The organism is Chlamydia avium 10DC88 (assembly GCF_000583875.1).
Classification (GTDB): domain Bacteria; phylum Chlamydiota; class Chlamydiia; order Chlamydiales; family Chlamydiaceae; genus Chlamydia; species Chlamydia avium.
The window spans coordinates 510,043-523,022 of sequence record NZ_CP006571.1; the positions used below are offsets into that span (position 1 = coordinate 510,043).

Sequence of the window (12,980 nt, forward strand, 5' to 3'; positions counted from 1 at the left end):
TCAAGGAGGTTATGGATGAAAACCCAACCTCCTTAAGAAATAATTATCAACCTAAACCTTATCTAACAAGCGCATTCAGATTCACTTACAAAGTCAAAAACAAGTTCTTCTTGTTCTTGCTCTAAGTATTGCTTAATACGCTTATGAGTATCAAACCCTGTTCCTCCAGGAATTATGTGCCCCATAATCACATTTTCTTTAAAACCTAAGAGGTAGTCAGTTTTACTACTGCAAGCTGCGTCAGTTAATACTCGAGTTGTATCTTGGAAAGATGCAGCAGAAATAAACGATTCTGTTCCAAGAGAAGCTTTAGTAATTCCTAATAATACAGGAACAGCTTGCGCAGGCTTACCTCCCTCTTCTTCTGTGCGTCGATTTTCCTCGTAAAACTCTTTTTTATTTACTTCTTCTCCAAAGAGCAAAGTTGTGTCTCCTGGATCAGTAATACGTACTTTTTGCAACATTTGACGTACAATAATTTCAATATGCTTATCATTGATATCTACACCTTGTAGACGATAAACTTCTTGAACTTCGTTCACCAAATATTTCTGCAATTCACGAACACCACAAATTTCTAAAATTTCATGAGGGACAACTAACCCATCAGTTAGTTGCTGACCTTTCATAACATTATCACCACGCTGAACAATGAGATGTTTTGTTAGAGGAATCAAATGCTCTTCTTCCATACCCGTCATCTCATCTCGGACAACAAGAATACGTTTATTCTTTTGAATACCTTTAAAATCAACAACCCCATCAATTTTCGCAATATCGGCAGCATCTTCAGGTTTTCTAGCTTCCACTAGTTCAGCAACACGAGGTAAGCCTCCAGTAATATCTTTAGTCTTAATAGCACCTCGCGGTAGCCTTGCTAACAACATACCTGCTTCTACCCTCTGTCCTTCTTCGACAGAAATAATAGCACCAGAAGGAATAGCATAGGTTCCAACAAGCTCTGTTAAATCGGCATCAGCATAAATAGCAATTTGAGGATGTAGCTCTCCACGATGCTGTTTAACAATAAGCTCCACTAAACCTGTATTTTTATTAACTACTTTCTCAGTAGAAATTCCTTCTACCAAGTCTTCACATTTCACAAAACCAGGCTTATCACAAATAATTGGAATATTGTGCAACTCAACTTCAGCTATCCTTTGTCCAGCAGATACTGATTCCCCATCTTTGATTAGAATTTTAACTCCAAGCTCTACAGGGAATGTTTCCAAACTTTCGATGGATTTTGTACCTAGTAGTTTCTTATATTCCTCTAAACTCCGCCCTTCATCTCGCACTACATGCAAAGCACCTTTCTTATTCAAGACGAGATTATTACCATCTTGACCAGTAACAACACGTAAATCCATGTATATCAATATACCGGAACTATTCGTTACAATCTCTGGTGTAGAAGATGTTGCAGCAATACCTCCAAGGTGGAACGTTCTCATTGTTAACTGTGTTCCAGGTTCACCAATAGATTGAGCAGCAATAATTCCTACAGCTTCTCCTAAACCAATAAGACGACCATTCGCAAGATTCAGTCCGTAACACTTCGCACATACCCCTCGTCGACTTTCGCAAGTCAATGTAGAGCGAATCTTAATACTTTCAATACCTGCATCATCAATAACTTCTGCTTGTATAGAAGTGAGGACATCTCCGCTCTTAGCAAGCAGTTCACTCTTATTACCTGGTTGATATATGTCTTCTGCTACTGTACGACCATAGATACGATCTTTCAAAGGTAATAATTCCTCTGAACCTTGACGAATAGCAGAAATCTCTATGTGATTTAATGTACCACAATCTTTTTCTGTAATAATCACATCCTGAGCTACATCAACAAGACGACGTGTTAAATATCCAGAATCTGCGGTTTTTAATGCTGTATCCGCTAAACCTTTTCTAGCTCCGTGTGAAGAAATTGAGTATTCAAGAACAGTCAATCCCTCACGGAAATTGGAGGTAATAGGAGATTCAATAATAGCTCCATTTGGCTTCGCCATTAAGCCCCGCAACGCTCCTAGCTGCTTTAATTGAGATTTATTACCTCGAGCTCCAGAGTCTATCATTAAGAATAAAGGATTGTGTTTACTATTATTCTGTTTACTAATTTCGATATATAAAGCGTCTGATAAGGTTTCCGAAACTTCTGTCCAAATACTAATTGTTTTCGAATGACGTTCACCATCAGTAATGATCCCATCATCATATTGTTTCTTAACAACAGCAACCTTATTGTAAGCTTCCTTAAGAATATCACTCTTAATTTCAGGAATTTTTACGTCCTTTAATCCCATAGAAATTGCGGCTTTTGTTGCTTGGATAAAGCCTAAATCTTTAAGGTCATCTAAGAAACGCACAGTAGACTCTAAACCTACTTTTTTATAGCACTGTAAAATTAACTCACTAATGCGTTTGCTTGGCATACTATAATTTTGGAACCCAAGCTCTTTGGGTACAATTCTATTAAATAATACTCGTCCTGGAGTAGTTTCAATAATTTGACCGTCTATACGAACTTTAATTTTTTCATGTATATGTAGTCCTCGACCGGTTTCATCTCGACGATTATCCAATCGCTCATCGAGAAATCCTCCTACAGACAGAGCTCGCAATACTTCCTTTTCGTCCTTAAATATTTTTATTTTCTCTCCATGATCTTCAGGGAAATATGTTGGGTCTGCCATGAGATAATACAGCCCTAATGTCATGTCTTTTGAAGGTATGGCTACTGGTTTTCCAGATGACGGCAAGAAAATATTATCTGGGGCCATCATCAAAATTTTAGCTTCTAATTGTGCTTCTATAGATAAAGGCACGTGTACTGCCATTTGGTCACCATCAAAGTCCGCGTTAAAAGCTGCACAGACTAGTGGGTGAACACGAATTGCTTTACCCTCAATTAACACAGGTTCGAATGCTTGAATCCCCAAACGATGTAAAGTAGGCGCCCTGTTAAGTAACACAGGATGTCCCTTAATAATCTCCTCCAACACATCCCAGACTTCAGGAGCACCTCGTTGGATCATTTTCTTAGCAGAACGGATTGTGTAGACACTACCCTGGTCTTTGAGTCTCTTAATAATAAAAGGTTCAAACAACTCAAGTGCCATTTCTTTAGGAAGACCGCACTGATTAAATTTGAGCTCTGGACCAACAATAATTACAGAACGCCCAGAATAATCAACTCGCTTACCCAAAAGATTCTGTCGGAAACGACCATTTTTCCCTTTTAACATCTCTGAAAGAGACTTTAAAGGACGGTTTCCAGCACCCATTACAGGATGTCCATGACGCCCATTATCAAATAAGGCATCTACAGCTTCCTGCAACATGCGCTTTTCATTTCGCACAATAACTTCAGGAGTCTTTAATCTTAAAATTGCTTTAAGACGATTATTTCGGTTAATAACACGACGATAAAGATCATTTAAATCTGAAGTTGCAAACCTTCCACCATCTAAAGGAACTAGAGGACGAAGATCTGGTGGAACTACGGGGACATTTTTTAATACCATCCACTCAGGATGATTAGAGGAAGAAACAAACCCTTCAATAATTTTCAACCGTTTAGCAAGTTTCATGCGAGCTTGCTGCGATTTTGTTTTTCTCAAACGATCTTTAAGTTCTTTCAATAAACTTGGAAGATCCTCCGATTTTAATAGATCATAAATCGCTTCTCCGCCCATTTTTGCTACGAAAGCATCTTTCCCCCACTTCTCAATAACTTCACGATATTGGGCATCGTTTAAAAGCTGCTTCTTATTAAGATCTGTCTTACCTGGATCGATAACCACATACTCTTCATAATAAATGATTCTTTCAAGGTCAGACGCCGTCATTCCTAAAACATTACCTATGCGTGAAGGGGTAGTCTTGAAAAACCATATATGTACGATAGGAACAGCCAATTCAATATGAGCCATACGTTCACGACGTACTTTAGAAAGGGTAACTTCGACTCCACAACGATCGCAAACAATTCCCTTATGTTTGATTTTTTTATACTTACCGCAACAACATTCCCAATCCTTAGTAGGACCGAAAATTTTTTCACAAAATAATCCACCTTTTTCAGGTTTAAAGGTACGATAATTTATTGTTTCGGGCTTCTTAATTTCTCCACAAGACCACTTATCACGAATAATAACATCTGAGGCGATTCCTATTTCCAACTTATCAAATAGCCCCTCTTTCGACAAAGTGCCAATATCTCGAGAATTTTCTCCGAACATTCGCGTTTTCTCCACCAAGTAATTTTTAAGCATCTACTACCATAGGACGGACATCAAGCCCTAAACCTTGCATTTCTTTAATCAAGACATTAAATGATTCAGGCGTACCTGATTTTAAGAGATTTTCTCCCTTAACAATTGATTCATAAATCCTTGTTCGCCCAGAAACATCATCTGATTTTACTGTAAGAATCTCTTGCAACATATGGGCTACCCCGTAAGCTTCTAAAGCCCATACTTCCATTTCTCCAAATCTCTGACCACCCATCTGTGCTTTACCTCCTAGAGGCTGCTGAGTGACTAGAGAGTAGGGTCCAATAGATCTTGCGTGAATTTTATCAGCAATTAAGTGACTCAATTTCAACATATAAATGTAGCCAATAACTACTGTATTATCAAATCTTTCCCCAGTCTTTCCGTCATATAAATAAGACTTACCATCTGCAGGTAATCCCTGTTCTATCATCATGTCCCAAATACGAGACTCAGGAAATCCTTCAAACACAGGAGTCTTTACATAAATGCCGGCAGTTTTCGCAGCATAACCAAGATGTGTTTCTAATACCTGTCCTAAATTCATTCTGGAAGGCACCCCAAGAGGGTTCAAAATCATTTGAACAGTTTCACCATTTGACAGGTAAGGCATATCAGCTTCTGGAACAATTTTAGAAACAACTCCTTTGTTTCCATGGCGCCCAGCCATCTTATCCCCAACTTGAAGCTTTCTCTTTGAAGCTACATAAACTTTAACTTGACGAATGACACCATGATCTAAATCAGCGTCTCCTTCACGAATATGTTCAACTTCTGTCTTATAATTGACTTCCAAACGCTGTAATGATGTCTCGTATTCAGAAAGGAGAGACTTTAAGACATCATAAATTTCACAAGAAGGCATAAGAAGATCAACCAAACTTTCTTTTTCAAGAAGTTCAATAGTTTCTTGATCAAAAATAGCTCCTTCAGGAACTAAAATATCTGCAGTACGGCGATGAATAATCGCTGCAGGTGCCTTCTCATTAAGAAGTAAAGCCCCCAATTTCTCACGATATTCTGTTTTTAAGATAGCAACTTGATTCTTATACCCTTTTTGCAGATCTTTCAAATGAACAGCTTCTTCTACAAGTTCATCATCACTCTTTGATAATCGATCTTTCCTACTAAAGACCTTCACATCCATGACTACTCCCTCAGTTCCAGGGGGCACTGTAAGAGAAGCGTCTTTAACATCAGCAGCCTTTTCACCAAAAATAGCGCGTAATAAGCGCTCCTCAGGAGCAAGCTCAGTTTCAGACTTCGGTGTAATTTTACCAACAAGAATATCCCCAGGTTTTACCTCAGCACCAATACGGATAATTCCATCTTCACCAAGGTTAGCTAAAACTTCTTCTGAAACATTAGGAATATCTCGAGTAATTTCCTCCTTACCTAATTTAGTGTCGCGAGCTGTTAATTCAAACTCTTCAATATAAATAGAAGTATATGCATCTTGTTTAATTAATTTTTCAGAGATGATAATCGCATCTTCGAAGTTGTATCCATACCACGGCATGAAAGCAACAAGAATATTCTTACCTAACGCAAGTTCACCACGATCTGTAGCAGGACCATCAGCAATAACATCTCCTTTAACAACAGTATCGCCAACTGAACAAAGAGGACGCTGGTTAATGCATGTGCCAGAATTAGATCTCAAGAATTTCTTCAGATGATAAGTACGTTTAATCGTGGGATTATGTTGTGCTGCGATGACTATCTTATAACCATCTACATAATCCACAGTACCATTCTCTTCTGCAACAATAATCGCTCCAGAATCTTTTGCAGCGCGTGCCTCTAACCCTGTTCCAACTATAGGTGCTTCTGCTTTTAATAAAGGTACTGCTTGGCGCTGCATATTAGATCCCATAAGGGCACGATTGGCATCGTCATGCTCTAAGAAAGGAATTAATCCAGTTACAATGGAAACTAATTGCTTAGGGGAAACATCCATATGTGTAACGGTACTAGTATCAGCTTCAAAAGCTTCTCCTCGGTACCTAGCCCAACATACAGGATCTGTAAACATATTAAATTCATCTAGATTCGCAGAAGCCTGTGCAATAACACATTCTTCTTCAACATCAGCTGTCATGTACTCAATTTCATCTGTGACTACTCCGTCCCTAACAACACGATAGGGAGTTTCGATAAATCCAAACTCATTGATTTTAGCAAAAGCAGATAAAGAAGTAATTAAACCAATATTCGGTCCTTCAGGAGTTTCAATAGGACAAATACGCCCATAATGACTTGCGTGAACGTCACGAACTTCAAATCCAGCCCTTTCTCTATTTAAACCTCCAGGGCCTAAAGCTGATAAACGGCGCTTATGAGTTAATTCAGCTACTGGATTCGTTTGATCCATAAATTGGGAAAGTTGAGAACGTCCAAAGAAATCTTTAAGAATACTGGCCAATCCTTTAGCAGAAATAATTTTTCCTGGAATTAATGTGTCCGAAGAAAAATCAAAAAGATTCATTCTTTCTCGAACAATTTTTTCCATTCTCGCCAAACCGGAGCGGCATTGATTTTGAATGAGTTCTCCTACTGATCGAACTCGACGATTTGCTAGGTGATCAATATCATCAATAGAAGCTTTTTCATCTCCCATTTTTAGACGAATAAGATACTTTAGTGCTCCGATAACATCTTCTTTTCTCAAAGTCACTTGAGATAAAGATTCATCGTCCATAGAAAACCCAAGTTTTCTATTTAACTTATAACGTCCAACTCTCCCTAAATTATAACGTTTAGGATCAAAGAAAAGCCGCATAATCGTTGAACGTGCATTTGCTAAAGTTGCAGGTTCTCCTGGTCTTAATCTTCTATAAAAGTCCTTTAAAGCTGCTTCATAAGAATCTGTTGGATCTTTTGCCAACATCTTAATAATAGGATGGCTTTCGTCAGCTTCTAAAGCAATTTTTAAAGAGGAAATATTTGCATCTAACATTCTTTTTAGCATAGCTGTACTAAGCTTTTCTCCCGCTTTTCCATATACTAAAGAAGAAGCTTCATCGATTACATTATCTGCTAAAATTTTACCTACTAAAATAGAAAAATCCTTTTCGCTTTTTAATGTATGCTCTTCTACTTGGAAAAATTCCTCGATAATATCTGAATCTGACGAGTAACCCAAAGCACGAATAAAGGTCATTGCCAAGATTTTTCTACGACGTTTTTTTCTATCGATGTGAATATAGATTAGATCATTGATATCAAAAATAGCCTCTAACCAACTCCCTCGATAAGGAATAATCCTGAAAGAAAATAAAACGTTTCCTTTTGAGTGCTTTTCTTGCTCGAAATTGATTCCTGGAGACCTATGTACTTGAGAAACAATAACCCTCTCTGCACCATTAATAATAAATGTACCCTTGTCAGTCATTACGGGTATTGTACCCATGTACACTTCTTCTTCTTTAATTCCAGTTTCATCAGTCAGACGAAAACGAACTTTTAAAGTTACATTATAGGTGATACCCCTACGAATGCACTCTTCTGGAGAATATTTAGGTACACCTAAATTGTACGAGAGATACTCTAAAATAGTGGCTTCATTATAAGATTTAATGGGGAATATTTCCCGGAAGACTTCTTCCAAACCAATATTTTCGCGCTCCTCCGCCAGTTTATCCATCTGAAGAAATTGCTTATAAGACTTAATTTGAACTTCAATAAGATTGGGAAGATCTAAAATATCTTCTTTTTTTTTGACGCTAACCCGTTCTGGGCATTTGAACATGCGAGCTCTCCTAGTAGAATTTATTATGATGCAAAAAAGCTCCCCTTAAAAAGACCTACGTATACTTAGAGAGGGAATATTACGATTGTACACAACGATAAAAAAGAAAAGAAAAATCTTATATTTATAGGATTTTTCTTTCCTAAAGAACATTACAATCCCTTAAATGAAGCCTTAGCTCCTGCTTCTTGCAATTTCTTTACAGTCTCTTCAGCATCAGACTTAGAAGTCTTTTCTTTAACAGTTTTAGGCAAGCCTTCTGTCATTTCTTTAGCTTCTTTCAAAGCCAATCCAGTAACTTCTCGAACTACTTTTAAAACACCTATTTTCTTATCAGCAGGAAGATCTTCTAAAATCACAGCAAATTCTGTGGGTTCAGCTGCAGCAGTCTCTCCACCACCAACATTGCCAGCAGCAACAGCCATCATAGGAGCAGCGGCTGTAACTCCCCATTTCTCTTCTAATACTTTCTTTAAATTAGCTAATTCTATGACCGTTAAATTACTTAACGCCTCTACTAGTTGCTCTAAATTTTGTGTTGTCACTTTCGTCCCCTTTTACCTACTTAAGAGTTTTAACATTCTTCTTAGTTTTTCTCTAACTTCTGTTGAACACAGGAAATGACTCCTGAGAGAGCTGAGTTCATAATTCCAACAACTTGAGACATTGGAGAAGCTAATAATCCTACAAATTGTTGTCTAAGCTCTTTCATTGATGGCAATTTAGCTATAGCTTCAACTTCTTTCCCAGATAAAGAAGCATTATCAATACGTCCAGCAAGAAAAACTAGAGTATCCTCGTGCTTCTTATTAAAATCTAGCACCTGCTTCGCAGCTGAAACTGGATCACTGTAAGAAAATACGACTCCCAAATGACCATCTGTGTCAGAAAAATCTATATTGAAACCGGCATTTTCTACAGCTTTGAAGAAAATGCGCTTTTTTAACACTTCAAATTCAGCAGAAACCCCAGAAAGCGCATTGCGAAACTCTCTAGAATATGCCGCTGTCAATCCAAGATACCTCAACAAAATAAAACCTTGGGATGCAGAAACCTTTTCTTCTATCTCTTGAAGGAGTAACTTCTTTTCGTCTTTCATTTTCCCCCTTGAATTAAGATGCCATTAATTCCCTAGTATCTATAGAAATACCAGGCCCCATAGTTGAGGAAACAGTAAACGACACCAAATACTGTCCTCTTGCTGTCGACGGCTTAGCTTTAATTAAAGCAGAACATAATGCTTCTATATTTTCTTTAATATGTAAATTATCAAATGACAGTTTCCCAACACCAGCGTTGCATACACCAGAGCGATCCGCCTTAAACTCTATTTTCCCTTTGCGCAATTCTGCAATTGCTTTAGCAACATCTACTGTTACTGTTCCAGCTTTAGGTGTCGGCATAAGATTCCTAGGACCCAAAACCTTTCCAAGCCTACCAATTTCTCGCATCATATCAGGAGTAGCTACGGCAACATCAAAATCTACCCATCCCCCCTGAACTTTCTCTACAAGATCACTACTACCGACAAAATCCGCCCCAGCATTGATAGCCTCTTTAGCTTTATCCCCAGCAGCAAACACAAGAATTCTTAAAGTTTTTCCTGTGCCATGAGGTAAAGAAACAGACCCACGAATTTGCTGATCACTTTTCTTAGAATCTATTCCTAACTTGATAGACACATCAATAGTTTGATCAAACTTGACTTTAGGACACTGCTTTAAAATATCTATAGCTTCTTCCAAAGAATATGACCTGGTAAAATCATATTTCTTTAAGATGCTTCGTATACGCTTTCCATGTTTTGCCATAATTATGCGACTCTTTAATTTACTCGATGTCTATACCCATACTTCGGGCAGTTCCTTCCACCATACGCTTTGCGGAATCCAAACTGACGACATCCATATCTTTCATTTTTTGTTCAGCAATAGCCTGAACTTGCTCCTGAGTTAACTTTCCAACTTTGTTCCTATTAGGAATCTTTGAACCAAATTCCAAATTTAAAACTTTTTTAATCAAAGAAGACACAGGAGGTTGTTTAGTTATAAAAGAAAAAGTTTTATCTGAATAAACAGTAATAACCACTGGCAATAAATCTCCGGGACGATTTTGCGTAGCAGCATTAAACTCTTTACAGAATCCCATAATATTTACACCAGCAGCTCCTAAAGCGGGTCCTATTGGTGGTGCAGGATTTGCTTTCCCTGCAGGAATTTGCAATTTAATTAACTTAATTACTTTTTTATTCGACATACTAAACCTTATTCTATCTTGAGTCTCCTATGAATTATGAGGAGGAAACGAAAAACCAAAATTATAAGAAGATGGAGAATAAGAATACATAAAATTTCTCATTCTTGCCCTTCAGCCACCTCTTCTACTTGCCAAAACTCTAAATCATCCACACGGGTTTCCCTTCCGAAGATAGAGACCATAACACTTAAACGGCCCTTATCATGAAATACTTCAGAAACCACTCCAATAAAGTTAACAAAGACACCGTCATTAATTTTAACTCTGGAACCAACTTCAAATTTATGTTTCTGGACAACACCCGCTTTCTTCTCTTCAATATCTTTTAAAATACTTCTTACTTCGTCTTCAGAAAGCGCAACAGGAGTTCCACCACCCAAGAACTCAACAACTCCAGGATTATTTTTTACGTACAACCAAGATTCATCTGTTAAATGCATTTTTACTAACAAATATCCAGGCCAAATTAGCTTTTCTACAACCTTATACTCGCCTTTCTTCACCTCCATGACATTTTCTATAGGTAAGACAACCTCCTGTATAAAATCAGCCATGCCAGACGAATTTTTAAAATCCTCTAAGGATTTTTTTACCTTCTTTTCTTGAGCTGTAAAAACTTGAATAACGTACCACTTAAACATGCAATTAACCAAATAAAAAACCCGCTACACTACTTAACCAAGAAAGTAGTTTACGCAAAACCAGATCTACACAATATATGGAAAAGCCGAAACCAAAAATACTTGCCACAATAATCTTTACGTACCTTGCCAGGTCACGTTTATGCACCCATTCAATTTTTTTAATTTCATCTAGAAAGCCTGTCTGCACTAGCTTTTTGGCTTTAGTCATTTTCTTCGAGATAGTCTCTTGACGGTTACGTTGCTTCATAAATGAATTTTTAGATCAATAAATTAAGCCTGTACGGGTGCGAAGGGAGTCGAACCCCCGACCGGCGGCTTTGGAGGCCACTGCTCTACCAACTAAGCTACACACCCAAAAGCATGACAAAACAGAGAGCTATTTTAATCATGCTTACTATTCATTAAATTAGGCAATAATACTTGAAATCGTTCCAGCACCTATTGTACGGCCACCTTCACGAATAGCAAATCTCATTCCCTCTTCTAAAGCTACAGGGCTGATTAATTGCACTTCAAACTCAACATTATCACCAGGCATTACCATTTCAACTCCCTCAGGTAATGTCACAACCCCTGTAACATCTGTAGTACGGAAAAAGAACTGAGGCCTATAACCACTAAAGAAAGGCTTATGACGTCCTCCCTCTTCTTTTTGCAAAACATACACAGCACATTTAAATTGTGTATGAGGTTTTACGCTATTAGGCTGACAAACAACCATACCACGCTCAACATCGGTTTTGCCGATACCACGCAATAGAAGACCAACGTTTTCCCCAGCACGACCTTCAGGTAATTCTTTTCTGAACATTTCAACGCCGGTAACAATAGTTTCTTTTGTTTCTCCTAACCCAACAATTTGCACTTTGTCAGATACCTTGACAACACCACGCTCAATACGACCAGTAACTACAGTACCTCGACCGGAAATAGAGAATACGTCCTCAATAGGCATAAGGAAGGGCTTATCCACTTCCCTTTCTGGAGTAGGGATATTATCATCCACGGCTTTCATCAATTCACGGATTTTCTCGATATAGTTAGCATCCCCCTCTAAAGCTTTTAAAGCAGAACCACGAATAATAGGACATCCTTTATAGCCCTTTTCTTCTAAAAGCTCCGATAACTCCATTTCAACCAAATCAACAAGCTCTGCGTCTTCTTGAGAAATCATATCAATTTTATTCAAGAAAACAACGATATAAGGAACCCCTACTTGTCTAGCCAAGAGAATATGTTCTTTTGTCTGAGGCATAGCACCATCTGTTGCAGAAACAACAAGAATAGCTCCGTCCATTTGTGCAGCACCGGTAATCATGTTTTTAACATAGTCTGCGTGCCCAGGACAATCTACGTGAGCATAGTGACGATTTGGAGTTTCATATTCAACGTGAGACGCATTGATTGTAATTCCTCGAGCTTTTTCTTCGGGAGTATTGTCAATAGAACTATAATCGCGAAAATCAGCTAACCCATCCCCAGATAACGCACGTGTAATAGCAGCTGTTAATGTAGTTTTACCGTGGTCAACGTGCCCAATAGTCCCTATATTAATATGGGGCTTACTACGTTGAAAAGTTTCTTTTGACATCTCAGAATCCTCATTAAAATTAGTTTTACTCCAACCATTGCTTCTGCCCAGAATAGGAATTGAACCTACGACCGCTTGCTTACCATGCAAGTGCTCTACCACTGAGCTATCTGGGCTTATTCGTGTTTTTACAATGGCTCAGGGAATTGCCTAGTCTATGTCACTTATTTTAAAACATCAACAGAAAATAGTTAACGATGCCTATACACGACCCTTGCTTTCGTAAGATCATACGCTGACATTTCTACAGTAACGCGATCTCCAACAAGCAAACGGATATTACTCATACGCATTTTACCACATAAATGAGCTGTAACCGGAACACCATTCTCGAGCAGTATTTTGAAGTGCATACCTGGGAGGAGTTCCTGCACTCTACCTTCAAGCACAATAGTATCTTCTTTTTTTACCATGCATTTATCCCTAATAAAATTCTCTTGGCTAAAAACATCTAAAAGCAA

At 38.1% G+C, this 12,980-nt stretch carries 10 protein-coding genes and 2 tRNA genes; all 12 read right to left on the reverse strand.

All coding sequences use genetic code 11. The features are described 5' to 3' along the window. Positions 1 to 62 precede the first annotated feature (62 nt). The gene (gene rpoC, locus RT28_RS02235) at positions 63 to 4,244 is read right to left on the reverse strand and encodes a DNA-directed RNA polymerase subunit beta' (RefSeq protein ID WP_020359285.1); all 4,182 of its coding nucleotides are present in this window, start codon (positions 4,242 to 4,244) and stop codon (positions 63 to 65) included. 25 nt (positions 4,245 to 4,269) lie between these two features. After that, a complete protein-coding gene (rpoB, locus tag RT28_RS02240) occupies positions 4,270 to 8,028 on the reverse strand; it encodes a DNA-directed RNA polymerase subunit beta (protein ID WP_020356366.1) in 3,759 nt (1,252 codons plus the stop codon). 152 nt (positions 8,029 to 8,180) lie between these two features. Further along, positions 8,181 to 8,573 carry a 50S ribosomal protein L7/L12 gene (gene rplL / locus RT28_RS02245; RefSeq protein WP_020356367.1) on the reverse strand — a complete coding sequence of 131 codons (393 nt, stop codon included), beginning with the start codon at positions 8,571 to 8,573 and terminating at the stop codon, positions 8,181 to 8,183. 41 nt (positions 8,574 to 8,614) lie between these two features. Continuing rightward, the gene (gene rplJ, locus RT28_RS02250; protein WP_020356368.1) at positions 8,615 to 9,127 is read right to left on the reverse strand and encodes a 50S ribosomal protein L10; all 513 of its coding nucleotides are present in this window, start codon (positions 9,125 to 9,127) and stop codon (positions 8,615 to 8,617) included. 13 nt (positions 9,128 to 9,140) lie between these two features. Further along, positions 9,141 to 9,839 (reverse strand): 50S ribosomal protein L1, encoded by a 699-nt coding sequence (rplA, locus tag RT28_RS02255; protein ID WP_038500628.1) that lies wholly within the window; start codon positions 9,837 to 9,839, stop codon positions 9,141 to 9,143. 19 nt (positions 9,840 to 9,858) lie between these two features. Next, positions 9,859 to 10,284, reverse strand: a complete 426-nt coding sequence (rplK, locus tag RT28_RS02260) for a 50S ribosomal protein L11 (RefSeq protein ID WP_020356372.1) — start codon at positions 10,282 to 10,284, stop codon at positions 9,859 to 9,861. A gap of 98 nt (positions 10,285 to 10,382) precedes the next feature. Then, positions 10,383 to 10,925 carry a transcription termination/antitermination protein NusG gene (gene nusG, locus RT28_RS02265; protein ID WP_038500632.1) on the reverse strand — a complete coding sequence of 181 codons (543 nt, stop codon included), beginning with the start codon at positions 10,923 to 10,925 and terminating at the stop codon, positions 10,383 to 10,385. A 4-nt stretch (positions 10,926 to 10,929) separates the two neighbouring features. After that, positions 10,930 to 11,175 carry a preprotein translocase subunit SecE gene (gene secE, locus RT28_RS02270; RefSeq protein WP_038500635.1) on the reverse strand — a complete coding sequence of 82 codons (246 nt, stop codon included), beginning with the start codon at positions 11,173 to 11,175 and terminating at the stop codon, positions 10,930 to 10,932. 34 nt (positions 11,176 to 11,209) lie between these two features. Then, positions 11,210 to 11,282 (reverse strand) — tRNA-Trp (locus RT28_RS02275). 52 nt (positions 11,283 to 11,334) lie between these two features. Beyond that, entirely contained in the window at positions 11,335 to 12,519 is a 1,185-nt protein-coding gene (gene tuf / locus RT28_RS02280; protein ID WP_038501294.1) for an elongation factor Tu, read from the reverse strand. Between the two features lie 44 nt (positions 12,520 to 12,563). Beyond that, a tRNA-Thr gene (locus RT28_RS02285) sits at positions 12,564 to 12,635 on the reverse strand. A 75-nt stretch (positions 12,636 to 12,710) separates the two neighbouring features. Further along, positions 12,711 to 12,932, reverse strand: coding sequence for a translation initiation factor IF-1 (infA, locus tag RT28_RS02290; RefSeq protein ID WP_020356377.1), 222 nt, complete (start codon positions 12,930 to 12,932; stop codon positions 12,711 to 12,713). Positions 12,933 to 12,980: the final 48 nt, after the last annotated feature.

Bases quoted from the DNA above. Each gene is read 5' to 3' on its own strand.
- secE (WP_038500635.1), bottom strand. From the start codon at position 11,175: ATGAAGCAACGTAACCGTCAAGAGACTATCTCGAAGAAAATGACTAAA.
- rplK (WP_020356372.1), bottom strand. From the start codon at position 10,284: ATGTCGAATAAAAAAGTAATTAAGTTAATTAAATTGCAAATTCCTGCA.
- tuf (WP_038501294.1), bottom strand. From the start codon at position 12,519: ATGTCAAAAGAAACTTTTCAACGTAGTAAGCCCCATATTAATATAGGG.
- rplJ (WP_020356368.1), bottom strand. From the start codon at position 9,127: ATGAAAGACGAAAAGAAGTTACTCCTTCAAGAGATAGAAGAAAAGGTT.
- nusG (WP_038500632.1), bottom strand. From the start codon at position 10,925: ATGTTTAAGTGGTACGTTATTCAAGTTTTTACAGCTCAAGAAAAGAAG.
- rplA (WP_038500628.1), bottom strand. From the start codon at position 9,839: ATGGCAAAACATGGAAAGCGTATACGAAGCATCTTAAAGAAATATGAT.
- rpoB (WP_020356366.1), bottom strand. From the start codon at position 8,028: ATGTTCAAATGCCCAGAACGGGTTAGCGTCAAAAAAAAAGAAGATATT.
- rpoC (WP_020359285.1), bottom strand. From the start codon at position 4,244: ATGTTCGGAGAAAATTCTCGAGATATTGGCACTTTGTCGAAAGAGGGG.
- infA (WP_020356377.1), bottom strand. From the start codon at position 12,932: ATGGTAAAAAAAGAAGATACTATTGTGCTTGAAGGTAGAGTGCAGGAA.